The sequence below is a fragment of the Nannocystis sp. genome, assembly GCF_016714285.1.
Lineage (GTDB): Bacteria > Myxococcota_A > Polyangia > Nannocystales > Nannocystaceae > Nannocystis.
Map to the genome: position 1 here is coordinate 44,930 of NZ_JADJNN010000006.1, position 14,235 is coordinate 59,164.

The window sequence follows — 14,235 nt, forward strand, 5'->3', positions numbered from 1 at the left end:
GGGCAATGGGCCGCCACCGGGAGCCTGTCCGAAGGGACAGGCGCTCCCACGAGCTTCGCCGCGCTGTCGGCCGCCTACGCGATCGCGGCGCGCACGCCGTTGGCGAGGATCTGCAGGCCGAGGCCGGCGGTCGGCAACAGGCCGGCGGCGCGCTGGGCCAGCCAGCGCGGGTGGTTCTCGGGGTACAGGTACGCCTCGGGGTGCGGCATCAGGCCGAAGATGCGGCCGCTCGGGTCGCACAGGGCCGCGGCGCCGCCGGGCGAGCCGTCGGGGTTGTCGGGCCAGGCCTCGGTCGCGCGGCCCTCGGCGTCGGCGTAGCGCAGGGGGATCTGGTGCCTGTCCTCGAGGACAGCTCGCTGGGCGGCGTCGGCGTGGACCAGCTTGCCCTCGCCGTGGCGGCTCGGCAGCTCGAGCTCGGCGATCCCGCGGGTGAACACGCAGGGGCTCGCGGGGTCGACGACCAGGCGCACCCACGCGTCCCAGTAGCCGAGGCGGTCGTTGTCGATCAGGGTCACGCGCTGGTGCAGCCCAGGCTCGCCGCCGGGCAGCAGGCCGAGCTTCACCAGGGTCTGGAAGCCGTTGCAGATGCCGAGGCAGAGCCCGCCGTCGCCGACGAAGCGCAGCAGGCGGTCGCCGAGGCGGTAGCGCAGGCGGTTGGCATGGACCCGGCCGCTGGCGATGTGGTCGCCGAAGGAGAAGCCGCCGATGAAGGCGAGCAGGCCGTAGGGCGTGAGCGCGTCGGGGCCGGCGTCCAGGACGTCGGCGACGTGGCGGAGGTCGACCTGGGCGCCGAGCATGCGAAAGCCGGCCGCGGTCTCGGCCTCGCAGTTGAGGCCGTAGCCGGTGAGCACGAGCACCCGCAGCTCGCGCGCCGCAGCGCGATCGATCGTGGGCTCAGACATGGTCACCCCGGCGCTGGAAGGCGGCGCGCAGCGCCTGTGCGTCGTGCTCGAGCAGGACCACGCCGTCGCGGCAGATCCGCAGCCAGCCGCCACCGGGGGGCGGCAGGCCGCCGCGCACCGCCGGGGCCGGCTCGCTGCTGGCGCGGGCCGGCGCCACCGCGCCGAGCATGCAAAGGCCGTGGCCCGCGAGCGCCCGCTCGAGCGCGGCCGCGTGCTCCGGCGCGCAGGTCAGCAGCACCCGCCCGGTCGACTCGCCGAACAGCGTCGCGGCGCTGGCCAGCGGGTCCGCTGTCTGTTCAGACATGTCCGTGAGGACAGCGTGTCCAGCCCCACCGGACCGGTCCGCGAGGCCAGCGCGCGCGGCTGTCTCTGCGGACATGTCCGCGAGGACAGGCGCCAGCTCGACCGCGAGGCCGAGCTCGCCGGCCATGGCCATGTGCGCGAGGGCGACGGCCAGGCCGCCGCGGCTGAGCACGTGGGCCGAGCGCAGCAGGCCGGCGTCGCGCGCGGCCGCGAGGGCCAGGTAGCGGGCGGCGGCGCGGGCCAGATCGGTGGTCGGGACGCCGTCCAGGGTGAGGCCGCGCAGGCGGGCGAGCTCGCTGCCGCCGAGCTCGACGCGGGTCTCGCCGAGCAGGTAGATGCGGTCGCCGGGGGCGACCGGCACGAGGTCGAGGGCGCGGCTCACGTCGTCGATCTGGCCGATCGCCGAGACCAGCAGGGTCGGCGGGATCGAGATCTTCACGCCGCCCAGGTGGGCGTCGTTCTTCATCGAGTCCTTGCCGCTGATGAGCGGCACGCCGAAGGCCTCGCAGGCGGCGCGCAGGCCCTCGCAGCAGCGCACCAGCTGGGCCAGCTTGTGCTCGCCGTCGGGGGTCTTCGGGCCCTGCACCGGGTCGGGCCAGCAGAAGTTGTCGAGCGCGCTGATACGGTCGATCCGGGCGCCGGCGCAGACCAGGCGGCGCACCGCCTCGTCGACGCAGGCGGTCGCCATCGCGTGGGTGTCGAGGTCGCTGTAGAACGGGTGGATGCCCTCCGCGAGCACGACGCCCTCGGGTCGGAGGTGGCGGGCGCGCAGCACCGTCGCGGTCGCGGGCACGTCCTGGCGCACGCCGACCCACGGCTTGATCACGGACAGGCCCTTGACCTCGTGGTCGTAGCGGCGGGCGATCGACTCGTTCGAGGCCAGGTTCCAGCGCGCCAGCAGGGCCGGCAGGGTGCTCGCCAGAGCCGCGTCGGCCAGCGCCTCGCGCACCCGCGCGGGCGGCGAGAGCGGGCGCGGCGGCGGGCTCCAGCGGGCGCGCAGCGGCCAGCGGGGCAGGCCGTCGTGGAGGAACTCGAGCGGCAGGTCGCACACCGGCAGCTCGCCGTGGGTGACCACGAGCCGGCCCGAGTCCGTGAACTCGCCGAGCACGCAGGCCAAGACCTCGCGGCGGCGGGCCAGCGCGAGGAATGCATCGATGCTGGCCTTCGGGACAGCCAGGGTCATGCGCTCCTGGGCCTCGGAGATGAGGATCTCCCACGGGGCGAGGCCGGGGTACTTGAGCGGCGCGCGGGCGAGGTCGATGCGGGCGCCGCCGGTGGCCCCGGCCATCTCGCCGACGCTGCTCGACAGGCCGCCGGCGCCGTTGTCGGTGATGCTCGAGTAGAGCCCGAGCTCGCGGGCCTCGTGCAGCAGGTCGGCCATCATCTTCTGGGTGATCGGGTCGCCGATCTGGACCGCCTGGACCGGCGAGGACTCGTCGAGCTCGACGCTCGAGAAGGTCGCGCCGTGGATGCCGTCCTTGCCGATGCGACCGCCGAGCATGACCACCAGATCGCCGACCGCCTGGCGCTTGACGTGGGTGGGCTGGCCGGCGGAGGTCACCGGCATGACCGCCACGGTGCCGCAGTAGACCAGCGGCTTGCCGGCGTAGCGCGCGTCGAACAGCTCGAAGCCGCGGCTGTAGGGGATGCCCGACTGGTTGCCGCCGTCGATGACGCCGTGGTGCACGCCCTCGCGGATCCGCCGCGGGTGCATGAGGCCAGCGGGCAGCGGGTCGGCGTGGTCGGGCGCGCCGAGGCAGTAGCCCCACACGTTGGTCAGCAGCTCGGCGCCGAGGCCGGTGCCGAGGCTGTCGCGGTTGACCCCGACGATGCCCGTCATCGCCCCGCCGTAGGGGTCGAGCGCCGACGGGGAGTTGTGGGTCTCGACCTTGTAGACGAGGTGGTCGGCGGCGCTGAAGCGGACCACGCCGGCGTTGTCGTGGAACACCGACACGAGGTAGGGCTCGCCCTCGGGGTCCAGGCCCGCGGCGACGCGGCGGGCCGCGACGGCCTCGGTGGCGCCGCGGATGTACTCACGAAACAGGCCGCGGCCGATCTCGCGGGTTGCCCCCTGCGGGTCGGTGTAGGTGATCGGCGCGGCGAAGATCTTGTGCTTGCAGTGCTCGCTCCACGTCTGCGCCAGGCACTCGAGCTCGGCGTCGCTGGGGTCGCGGCCGCGGGCGACGAAGTGCTCGCGGATCGCCTGCATCTCCGCCAGCGACAGCGCCAACACGCCGGCGCGTGAGATCTGCTCGAGGGCCTGGTCGTCGGCGGCGCGCAGCGGCACGGTGGCGACGCGGGGCAGCGCCTGGGTGCCGGCCCGCGGCACGTCCAGCGCGCCCGGACCCGGGGGCGAGGACTCGAGGCGCACGCGCTGGATCAGCGGGTTGTGCAGCTCGCGGGCCGCCCGCTCGAGCTCGGCCGGCGTGAGGTCCATGAAGAGGTAGAGCGTGCTGGTATAGACCTGCCCCGCGAGTGTGCGACCGAGGCAGTCCTCGACGGCTCGCTGCACGCTGCGGCCGACCGCGTCGGTGACCCCGGGGCGCAGGCCCACGCACAGGCGCTGGGCGCCCGCGGGGTCGGCCAGGGCGCCGATCGCCCCGAGCTCGCTGATTGGGTCGGTGAGCGCCGCGAGCACCCGCGCAAGCTCGCCGGATCGGTCTGCATCGCGGCCCGCAGCGAGGCCCAGATCGCGAGGCCCAGATCGAGGCCCAGATCGAGGCCCAGATCGAGGCCCAGATCGAGGCCCAGATCGAGGTGGTAGAGCTTGCGTGTGCGGAGCGCGGGCGTGCGACCGAGAGCGGCGCGCAGGCGCGTCGCCGTGGCGAGGGCCAGCGCGTCCGGCAATTCGGGCCGCGTCGCGATCTCCAGGCGCACGACCCCGGAGCTGGCCGAGTGTTCGCTGGAGGTGCCTGCCGTGGTGCCTGACTCGGTGGCGGACGTGATGCCTGACGTGGTCACGGATGCGATCACTGGTGCGGCCTTTCCTGCCCGCTCGGCCCCTGCCCTGTCAACCACGGGCCACACGCGAGGGGGTTTGCTGTTTCACACTACTGCCAGCGTCGGCCTTGACAGCCACGGCGGCGGGCTGCATGCTCGGCCGCATACGTGGTGGGCCTGGGTTCTTGGACCGAGCTTCGCTTGCCACTGCACTTGAGGTGCATCTGTGAACAATCTGGAAGAACGGGACGACCGGGTGGACGACACCTGGGCGGCGAGCCTCCGCGAAGTCCTACGTGACGTGATCAAAACGCTGCCGAGCAAGGTGACTCTCGGCGAACTCGTCGATGCGACGCGGAGCAATCCGCAGCTCGCGCCGGTGCTCGAGCACTTTACGGTGCAGGAGCTCATCGACCTGGTGAAGGACCGGCCGCGCGACGAGGCGGAGCCTTCGCTCGCCAGTCTGACGGCGAAGGCGGGCAAGCCCGCGGCCACCGGCGAGGTCATCTTCGACGAGGAGGGCAACCCGATCCTCGACCTCGAGAGCGGGCCCGCGGTCATTCGTCGCCGGGCCGACGTGCCCGACGGCGACGTGCGCCTGCTGTCGGCGCTCAACAAGCAGAAGTCCGGGCGCCGCGAGAACGAGCTGCTGCAGACCACCGGCCTCGCCTCGGACCAGGTGCGGCTCATCCTCCGCAACCTGCGGACCAAGGGCTTCATCCACGTCGAGGGCAGCGGCATCAAGCGGCGGATCAAGATCACTCGCCACGGCACCGCGTACCTCCGCAAGTTCGAGCCCGGCGCCGCGTTGCTGTAGAGCTCGCGGACCGGCAATTACGAAGGGGCGCACCAGGAGAACCTGGGCGCCCCTCCTTGCGGGTGGACGGCGTGCGCTCAGCCGGCGGGCTTGAGCTCGTCCTTGAGGATGCCGGCGAGGCAGTTGATCGCGTTCGAGAAGTCGGTGTCGCAGATCGACTCGATGCAGCAGCGCAGCTTGGCCTCGTTGGTCGGCGTGTTGGGGTCGTCCGGGATGTTGAGGCTCTCGCAGACCTCCTTGACGCGGACCGGCGGGACGGCCTGGCCGGTGGCGGCGTTGCTGCAGCCCGGCCCGATGCCGAACTCGTACTGCTTCTGCTCGGCGGTCTTGGGGTCGCCGGGGAGGATGTCGGCCGGGGTCCAGTCGCGGTAGACGAGCGACTGGACGCCGCCCATGGTCGGCTCGAAGGGCGGCAGCGGGTTGTGCTCGGTGACCGGCGGGACGCCGAGGATGCCGAGCATGATGACCTGCTTCTTCTTGTCCTTGATCAGCACGTCCTTGAGGTAGTTGATGTACCGCGAGGTCGGCTGGAGCACGCCCTTGTCGGCGGCGACGCAGCTCTCGTAGATCGTGTCGGCGTTGGCGTCCTGGCAGTCGGTGCCGGCGTTCCAGCACACCGCGCTGGTCGGGTCCTTCTTCATGCCGGGGGTGCCCGGGAAGTCCTCCCAGTACTGGTTGTAGTTGGGGTCGTTGACCTTGGCCGGGTCGAAGTAGTCGTAGTTCTTGGTGGCGCAGTCCTCCTCGTCGGTGACGATGACGATCGCCAGCACCGCGCCGACGCGGAGGAAGGGCGCGCCGCCCTTGTTCCAGTCCTTGTTGGGGTCGAGGGCCTGCAGCATGGTCTCGAGGCTCGGCCTCCATGCCGCAGCCGTCGATGCCCTGGGGGCCGATGCAGGACAGGGCGTCGGCGACCGGGTCACCCACGCCGTCGAAGCCGACCACGTTGTTGGTGTCGGCGGTGAAGTGGATGAAGGGGCCGTCGGGGACCGCGGCGGCGCCGGGGGTGCAGCCGTTGGTGCAGGCCTGGGGGACCTTGGGGCCGCCGCCGATGCCGTTGAAGCGCTCGAGGCGGTCGACGCAGGCGGTGTTGATCGGCGCGCCCTTGGCCGGCGTGTAGTCGGGCTTGTAGAACGAGGTGCACAGCGGGTGACCGAAGTCGCTGGTGGTCACCATGATGTTGACGTCGGCGTTGACCAGCTGCTCCTCGTCGTCCTTGAGGTCACGGATCTTCTGGATGAGGTACGGGAAGTTGGCCGCGAGGTTGGTCTGCTCCTCGCCCATCGAGCCCGAGTTGTCGATCACGAACAGGATGTCGAGCAGGTTGCACGAGCCGTCGGTGGTCTGGCAGCCGGTCACGACCTCGGTGTCCTCCGACGGGAGGTCGAGCTTCATCATCGAGGTGTCGTTGGTGAGCGTGACGGCGGTCGTCGTCGGCTCGGTGGTCGCGTTGGTGTTCGAGATGCTGCCGACCGAGGCGACGGTGGTGGTGCTCTCGTCGTTGCCGCCCTTGTCGTCGCCGCACGCGCCGAGCAGTCCGGCACACAGCGCCAGCGCGGGAAGGCCACCGGGGAGATAAGTTCGGGGGGAGTAAACAGGGGTATTGCTCATGGTCAACGCTCCGCGCACAGGCTTCGCCCCATCGTCGCACAGGCGACGCGGGTCACAAAAGAGAGAAGTGAGGCCAGCCCGCGTGTCCCTCGTGGGAGGGCGAGAGGGCGAGGCGAGGGCCAGTCGATGTTGGGGGCACGAGCCTACGACCGCGGCTGCTCGCGTCGATGCTCCACCTGGGCCGCTGGGCTCCACGAGTCCGCTGGGCTCGCGTGGACGGAGTCTTCGCGAGCGCCGTGCCAGGCGCGAGGCAACTCACGGTTTTGCTTGCATCGGCACTGGCTAGAACACGACCTGAAGCTGCAGGCGGACCTGGTCGGTGCCGAGGCGGATCTCCGTGTTCCACGAGTGGAAGTAGTCGAGTTGGAGCTTGAGCGAGTGGCGGGCGAAGTAATAGTTGAAGACGCCGCCGAGGTCGTTCTGGCTCTTGAGGCTGGTCTGGGCCGGCGTGCCGGCGGCGAACATCTGGCCCCAGCGTGCGCCGATCTCCAGCGGCAGTCGGGGCAGCAGGTAGCCGGCCTGGGCGAAGTACGCGGAGCCGTTGCGCGCGGCGACGACGGGGATCGGGGCGCCCATGTCGTCGACGTTGGTCCCGCCGAGGCGCTTGCCCTTGCGCCAAAAGAAGCCGCTCTCGATCGAGAAGCCGGCGTAGCGGAAGCTCATGTCGGCGGTGGCGTTGTGGGTGGTCGTCTTGCCGCCGTCGGCGGGGATCGCCCCGGCGAAGCCGTGGGTGTCGTGGGGGTCGCGGTCGATGTACGAGTAGGCGCCGCCGATCAGCATCTTCGGCTTCTTGCTGCGCTCGTGGTCGGCCTCCTCGAGGTCGTCGTATTGGCCGAAGGGCAGCACCTCGACGCGGGCGAGGTAGGCGAGGCCGAAGTCGCTGGGGCCGTAGAGGGCGATGCCGTCGCCGAGGTACACGCCGGCGTAGTAGCGGAGGTGGCCGAGGCCGCCGACGTCCTTCGAGCGGATGTCGAGGCCGATGTCGCGGTCCATCGTGAATTCGTTGTTGGCCGTGGAGCGGTCGACGAACTGCAGCCCGGTGATCCGCATCATCCGCTGGTGGTTGTAGGGGACCTTGTACTGGCCGACCTGGACGGTGGCGTCGCGCAGGCGATCGAAGGTGAAGAACCAGTCGAGGATCGGTGAGCGGGTGATCGTGCCGTTCTTGTAGCCGAGCTCGATCGGCGAGAAGGTCAGGGCGATCCGGTACTTGATGTTCGGCGTGAAGAGGTTGCCGGCGAACCACACGCGGGCGCGGCGAAACACCAGGTCGAAGTCGTTCTTGGCCGCGGTCGGCATGCCGCCGTCGACGCCGGGGATCGCCGGGGTGTGGCGCGCGATCAGCTGCAGCTGCGAGAAGGCGTTGAACTGCAGCGAGAAGCGCTTGTCCTTGCTGGTCACCTCGAGGCCGACGCCCGGGCGCCACTTGACCTGCTTGGCCTCGTCGACCGGGGCCTCGGCCATGCGCGCGGGATCTCCGGGCGGCAGGAAGCGCGAGGGCTCGGCGGGGGGCGTCGCGCCAGTCACGGCCGGCGGGGTGGTGGTCGCGAGCGCCGGGGACGTCGCGGTGGGGCTTGTGTTGTTGGTGGCGGCCGTGGTCGTCGCGGAGGTCCCGACCGTCGCGGGCGCGGTGGTCACTGACGGGGTGGTCGCGGCGGTCGTGGTCGGGCTCGTCGCTACGGGTGTGGCCGGGCTCGTCGCGACGGGTGTGGCCGGGCGGGCTCGTCGCTACGGGTGTGGCCGGGCTCGTCGTGGTCGGGCTCGTCGCGGCCGCGGTCGTCACGGGCGGAGCGGCCGTCGTGGGCGTGGTGCTCGGAGCGGCGGTCGTGGGCGGCGTGGCGGGTACAGGAACAGCGGTTCTCGCCGCTGAGAGCGCGATGTACAGGAGAATCGTCTGCATGGACTCGACCTTCGGGAGGTGTGCGCTCTGACACCTGCCCTGTCAAACGTGAATTACCGGGCTCCTGTTATTCCCGGCGACCCGGCGTTTGCGACGCTGGGCATCACACCACGATGTTGAGGAGTTTCCCGGGCACGTAGATGACGCGACGCGGGGTCTTCCCCGCGAGGTGACGCTGGACCTCGGGGCTGGCGAGCGCGAGGGAAGTGATGTCGGCCTCGCTGGCGCCCTGGGAGATCGCCAGCTCGGCGCGGCGCTTGCCCTGGATCTGGACGACCAGCGGGAAGGTGGCGTCGACGAGCAGGGCCTCGTCGGCGGCGGGCCAGGGCTCGTGGGCGAGGGAGTGCGGCTTGCCGAGGGCGCGCCAGATCTCCTCGGCGAGGTGGGGGGCGAAGGGCGCGAGCAGCAGGCTGAACTGGGCCAGCGCGTCGCGGTGCAGCGGCTCGCCGGGCTCGACGATGTCGCGGACGAAGATCATCATGGCGCTGATCGCCGTGTTGAAGGCGAGGCGATCGATGCGCTCGCTGACGGCGGCGATCGTTCGGTGCAGGAGCCGGCGCTGGCGGTCGCTGCCCTCCCCTGGCGGCAGCTCGCGCAGGCGATCGGGGCCGCTGTCCGCGGTGCCCGAGGCGTCGCCGTCGAAGGCGAGGCGGTAGGCGCGTTGCAGGAAGCGGTGGCAACCGGCGACGCCGTCGGTCTGCCACGGGGCGCTGTGCTCGAGCGGACCCATGAACATCTCGTAGAGGCGCATGGTGTCGGCGCCGAACTGGGTGACGACGTCGTCGGGGTTGACGACGTTGCCGCGGCTCTTGGACATCTTGTCCCACTGCACGTCGACGAGCTCACCGGTGGCCTTGACGCGCCACTCGTCGCTGGCGGGCGCGAGCGACTCGACCTCGGCGGGCTTGAAGATCACGGCGCTGCCGTCGGCGTGGCGGCGGCGGTCCTTCGGCAGATACGTCGCGCCGAGGACCATGCCCTGGTTGACGAGGCGCTGGAACGGCTCGCGGGTGCCGACGTGACCGAGGTCGAACAGGACCTTGTGCCAGAAGCGGGCGTAGAGCAGGTGGAGCACGGCGTGCTCGGCCCCGCCGATGTAGAGATCGACGGGGAGCCAGTAGTCGGCGGCGGCGCGGGAGAAGGGCGCGGCGTCGTTGCTGGGGTCCATGAAGCGGAGGTAGTACCAGCAGCTGCCGGCCCACTGCGGCATGGTGTTGGTCTCGCGGCGGCCGCCATCAGGGAGCTGGACCCACGCCTCGGCCTTGCTGAGCGGGGGCTCGCCGGTCTCGCTGGGCTGGAAGTCGGCGAGCTCGGGCAGGGTGACCGGGAGCTCCTGCACGGGGACGACCTCGTCGTCGCCGTCGGGGGTGCTGCGATGGATGAGCGGGAAGGGCTCGCCCCAGTAGCGCTGCCGCGAGAACAGCCAGTCGCGCAGCTTGTAGGTGACGCGGCGGCGGCCGAGGCCCTCGGCCTCGAGCCATTCGATCATGCGCTGCTTGGCGGCGGCGGTGGGGAGGCCGTCGAGGAAGCCGGAGTTGATGGCGACGCCGGGCTCGCTGAAGGCGGCGTCGGCGATCGGGTGCGCACCGCCGCCCCCGACGACCCCGACGACCTGGACGATCGGCAGGGCCATCGCGCGGGCGAAGGCGTGGTCGCGCTCGTCGTGGCCGGGCACCGCCATGATGGCGCCGGTGCCGTAGCCCATGAGCACGTAGTCGGAGATCCAGACCGGGACGTGGGCGCCGTTGGCGGGGTTTCGGGCGAAGGCGCCGGTGAACACGCCGGTCTTCTGGCCCTCGGCGGCGTCGGCCTGGCGGTCGCGCTCGCTGCGACGGGTGGCGCGCTCGACGTAGGCGGCGACCGCAGCGGCGTGCTCGGGCGTGGTGATGCGTTGCACGAGCGGGTGCTCGGGCGCGAGGACCATGTACGTCGCGCCGAACAGGGTGTCGGGGCGGGTGGTGAACACCTCGATCGCGCTGGCATCGGCGTCGTGCTGGTGGACGAGGTGGAAGCGGACCTCGGCGCCGTCGCTGCGGCCGATCCAGTGGCGCTGCATGTCGAGCACGCTGGCCGGCCAGTCGAGGCCCTCGAGGTCGGTGAGGAGGCGCTCGGCGTAGGCGGTGATGCGCATCATCCACTGGCGCATCGGCCGACGGACGACGACGAGGCCCTTCTCGACCTGCTCGGCGACCTCCTCGTTGGCCAGCACGACGCGCAGGGCGGGGCACCAGTTAACGGGGGCGTCGTGGAGGTAGGCGAGGCGGTGATCGTCGCGATAACGACGGACGGCGGCGGGGCCCTGCGCGGCGATCTCAGCGGGGATCGGGAGCTCGTCGATCGGGCGGGCGCGGGCCTGCGTGGGGTCGTAGAAGGCGCCCCACAGCTGCAGGAAGATCCACTGCGTCCACTTGTAGTAGCGCGGGTCGGTGGTGTCGACCTCGCGCTCCCAGTCGTAGGAGAAGCCGAGGGTCTTGAGCTGGCGCTTGAAGTTGACGATGCACTCGGCGGTGCGCACGGCCGGGTGCACGCCGGTCTGCATGGCGTAGCGCTCGGCGGGCAGGCCGAAGGCGTCCCAGCCCATCGGGTGCAGCACGTTGAAGCCGCGCATCCGCTTGTAGCGGGCGACGATGTCGGTGGCGGTGTAGCCCTCGGGGTGGCCGACGTGGAGGCCGTCGCCCGACGGGTACGGGAACATGTCGAGGACGTAGTACTTGGGGCGCTCGGGGTCGACGTCGGCGCGGAAGCTGTGGTGCTCGTCCCAGAAGCTCTGCCAGCGGGCCTCGATGGCGCGAAAATCGTAGGTCATGGGCGGGGCTACGCTAGACGCTCGCGCGGAAAAAGCCAAGCGTCGCGCGCGGGCCAGCGGGGGCGCTGCCTGGGCGTTGCGACGACATGTCCCTGGGGACATGCGACCGCCGGGTCATGACAGGTCAGAGCGCGTCGCGGCAGGTCGAGCCACGTCGGGTCAGGTCGGGCCAGGCCAGGTCAGGGCGCGGGGCAGGGCTTGCTGGTGGTGGTGACGTAGAGCTCGCGGCGCGCCTCGAGGTCGGCCGCGCTGACGAGGGTCGGCACCGTGGCGTCGAGACCGAAGCACAGGCTCTGGAAGCCGGAGGTGGTGGCGACCTTCGCGTCGATCTGGAAGCGGCCGGTGACCGGGACGGCGACCTCCACGTCGAGCAGGGTCTGGCCGCTGGGACAGGCGATGACATCGCCGTCCCACTCGCGGTAGGGGCTCACCTCGAGGGTGCAGGGGGCCGGGGGCGCCTGCTCGCAGCCGACCCGGCGGGCGATGAAGCGGATCGCGGTGGCGCCCTCGAAGCCGCACAGGGCGATGGCGTCGAGCTTGGCGGCGAAGGTCGCGTGCGGCTCGGGATCGTCGGCGGCGCCGGTGCTCGTGCCGGTGGCGGTGGCGGTGTCGTCGTTGGGCGTGGGCTCGCTGCAGGCGGCGAACAGGACAGTGGCGAGGACCAGGCGGGCGCGGGGCATCGGCTCAGTTCGCCTTGTCCTTACCAGCTTTTCCGGTCTAGGTCTCCGACCGATCGCCGGGGCATCGGCTCAGTTGGCCTTGCCCTTGCCACCTTTGCCGGTGCCCTTGGGCTTGTCCTGCTTCTCGACGTGCTTGTCGCCCTTGGCGCCCTTGCCGGTGACGCCGGCGGCGGCCGCCTCGACGCCGGCCTTGCTGGCCTTGAGGGTGTCGAACCACAGCTTCTTGCGCGCGGAGGGGAGGACGGCGAGGCGGCCCTCGACGTCCTTCTCGACGGCGGACCAGTTCTTGCCGCGGGCGAGCACATCCTCGAAGGCGGCGAGGATCGGTGCGCGGTAGAGCTTGTCGACGTCGAGCTTGACGGTGGTGGCGGCGTCGGTGAGGAGCTTGCCACTGCCAGCGAAGCGGCCCTTGCAGGCGGCGACGAGCTTGGGCTGGGCGGCGCCGACGCTGGCGACGGCGGCGTCGACCTCGGCCAGGCCGGCGCCGGCGAGCGCGTCGGGGCCGAGGTTGGACCACAGCTTCTCGAGAGTGGCCAGCAGGGTCTGGCTGTGCCGATTGCTCTGGCGCAGGAGCTCGCCGGCGGCGGCGTTCTTGGCGGTCTGGGTGGCATCCTTGCCGCTGGTCATCGCCCCGCAGAGGGCGGCCTGGGCCAGCGAGACGCGCTGGAGATCCTGGGCGAGGCGGAGGCCGAGGGCGGCGACGCGGGCGGCCTCGGCGTTCTGCTGGGCGGCGCCCTCGGCCTCGCCGACCAGGTGCGTGCTGACCTCGAGGTCGAGCTGGGCGGCGACGAGGTCGTAGTTTTGCAGGCCCGTGGGGAGCAGCGCGGCGAGCTGGTCCGCCGGGACGCGGTAGCCGTTGCCGGCGCCGTCGACCTCGATCGGCGCGCCGGCGTACTTTCCGGCCTTGGCGCTGAGCTTCTGGGCGCTGGCGGGCGGGGCCTTGGCGAGCGAGAAGCCGACGCGGTCGGCGGCGACGAAGCTGGTGCTGAGCGGCTTGCCCGCGAGGGTGAACTTGGTCTTCTCCGAGAAGTCGGCGCCGCGGATGACGCCGTCGACGCCCTTGCCGTCGGGACCTGTCCAAAAGGCCAGGCCCTGAACGATCGGCGTCTTGACGGTGGCGACCGGCTTCTTGCTGGTGAACTCGCGGCCCTGGGTGACGGCGATCAGCGGCTGGTCGATCGGGGCGTCGGCCGGGACGGTGAGGGTGACCTTGCTGGCGGTGGCGGCTGCCACCGGGGTGAGGGTGACCTGGCCCAAACGCCAGGTCGTGACGGCGTCGAGGTGCTTGCCGCTGACCTTGAGCTCGCCGGGTGCGCCGACCTCCTTGGGCACCGTGCTGAGCACGGGCGTCGGGTGGACGGTGAAGTCGCTGCCGAGGCTCGCCTTCTTGCCGCGGGCGCTGGCGGCGAGCGGGCCGGACTTGGCGGCCTTGGGGACCACGAGCTTGGCGCTGGTCTCCGTCTGGTCGGCGGGGTCGGCGAGCTTGAGCGACTTGCTGCCGAGCTTGAACTTGACGGGGGCGGCCAGGTGGGTGCCCTTGAGGGTGATGGCGTCGCCCTCGAACGCGGCTGGCGGATCGACGCTGGCGAGGGTGGGCGCGTAGAAGACCTCGTAATCCTTCTTGAGCGCCGCCTCGCCGCCGATGCTCTTGACCGCGAGCGGACCGCTGTGATTGCCGTCGACGGCGGTGAACTTGATCGCGATGTCGGTCTGCTCGTCGATCTTCAGCTTGGCGCCGCCGAGGCTGAGCTCGCTGACGCGGGCCAAGCCCTTGCCCTTGAGGGTGACGGTCTCGCCGGGGGCGGCGAACTTGGGCGTGACGCCGCTGAGCTTGGGCGCTGGCACGAAGGTGAAGCGGGCCATGCCCTCGCTGCTGGCGGCAAACGTGGCGACCTGCTTCTTGGCGCGCTTCAGCACGAGCTTCTTGCCGGCCTTGGCGGTGGCCGGGACGGTGCCGGTGATGCTCGTCGGCGTGATCTTGAGGTCGGTGAGGGCGTGGCTGTCGAGCAGCAGCACGTCGCCCTCGGCGAAGCTGTCGCCGGAGATCGTGATGGTCGCGCCGGCGGCGAACTCGGCCGGGCTGACGCTGGCGATCGTGGGCGCGGCGGCGGCCGCGGGTGGGTCCCCGTCGAGGGCCATATTGAGGGCCACTTCGACGGCCGCGATCTCGGCCGCGCGCGCGCGCTGGGGGCCGGCGAACAGCATGGCGACGGCGACCACCGAGGATGCCACCACGGATGCATTCAATCGGCGACGCGGCGATCGGGGACGCGCGCCGT

Annotated in this window: 10 protein-coding genes; 3 read left to right on the top strand and 7 right to left on the bottom strand. The window is 71.4% G+C overall.

Features of this window, described 5'->3' with window-relative positions; translation table 11 throughout:
- Positions 1-74: 74 nt before the first annotated feature.
- Positions 75-902: a phosphoribosylformylglycinamidine synthase subunit PurQ gene (locus IPJ59_RS14450; protein WP_293272165.1), complete on the bottom strand. Its 828-nt coding sequence runs from the start codon at positions 900-902 to the stop codon at positions 75-77.
- On the bottom strand, positions 895-3,843 hold the full coding sequence (locus tag IPJ59_RS14455) for an AIR synthase-related protein (RefSeq protein WP_293272166.1): 2,949 nt from the start codon (positions 3,841-3,843) through the stop codon (positions 895-897). Before IPJ59_RS14455 ends, IPJ59_RS14450 begins: the two co-directional genes overlap by 8 nt.
- A 603-nt stretch (positions 3,844-4,446) precedes the next feature.
- Here IPJ59_RS14455 and IPJ59_RS14460 point away from each other — a divergent pair.
- The gene (locus tag IPJ59_RS14460; protein WP_293262396.1) at positions 4,447-4,962 is read left to right on the top strand and encodes a hypothetical protein; all 516 of its coding nucleotides are present in this window, start codon (positions 4,447-4,449) and stop codon (positions 4,960-4,962) included.
- Between the two features lie 77 nt (positions 4,963-5,039).
- Here the strand turns inward: IPJ59_RS14460 and IPJ59_RS14465 are convergent, their stop codons facing one another.
- Entirely contained in the window at positions 5,040-5,801 is a 762-nt protein-coding gene (locus IPJ59_RS14465) for a hypothetical protein (protein WP_293272167.1), read from the bottom strand.
- A gap of 332 nt (positions 5,802-6,133) precedes the next feature.
- Between IPJ59_RS14465 and IPJ59_RS14470 the strand changes: the two genes are divergently transcribed.
- Positions 6,134-6,538, top strand: coding sequence for a hypothetical protein (locus tag IPJ59_RS14470; protein ID WP_293272168.1), 405 nt, complete (start codon positions 6,134-6,136; stop codon positions 6,536-6,538).
- Positions 6,539-6,852: 314 nt separating this feature from the next.
- Here the strand turns inward: IPJ59_RS14470 and IPJ59_RS14475 are convergent, their stop codons facing one another.
- Positions 6,853-8,208: a porin gene (locus IPJ59_RS14475; protein WP_293272169.1), complete on the bottom strand. Its 1,356-nt coding sequence runs from the start codon at positions 8,206-8,208 to the stop codon at positions 6,853-6,855.
- Positions 8,209-8,306: 98 nt separating this feature from the next.
- Between IPJ59_RS14475 and IPJ59_RS14480 the strand changes: the two genes are divergently transcribed.
- Positions 8,307-8,501, top strand: a complete 195-nt coding sequence (locus IPJ59_RS14480) for a hypothetical protein (RefSeq protein WP_293272170.1) — start codon at positions 8,307-8,309, stop codon at positions 8,499-8,501.
- Positions 8,502-8,573: 72 nt separating this feature from the next.
- Here IPJ59_RS14480 and leuS read toward each other — a convergent pair whose 3' ends face one another.
- From leuS to IPJ59_RS14495, 3 genes are all read right to left on the bottom strand, one after another.
- On the bottom strand, positions 8,574-11,276 hold the full coding sequence (gene leuS, locus IPJ59_RS14485) for a leucine--tRNA ligase (RefSeq protein WP_293272171.1): 2,703 nt from the start codon (positions 11,274-11,276) through the stop codon (positions 8,574-8,576).
- A gap of 179 nt (positions 11,277-11,455) precedes the next feature.
- Positions 11,456-11,956: a hypothetical protein gene (locus tag IPJ59_RS14490; protein WP_293262411.1), complete on the bottom strand. Its 501-nt coding sequence runs from the start codon at positions 11,954-11,956 to the stop codon at positions 11,456-11,458.
- A 69-nt stretch (positions 11,957-12,025) separates the two neighbouring features.
- Positions 12,026-14,191, bottom strand: a complete 2,166-nt coding sequence (locus tag IPJ59_RS14495) for an IPT/TIG domain-containing protein (RefSeq protein WP_293272172.1) — start codon at positions 14,189-14,191, stop codon at positions 12,026-12,028.
- Positions 14,192-14,235 lie beyond the last annotated feature (44 nt).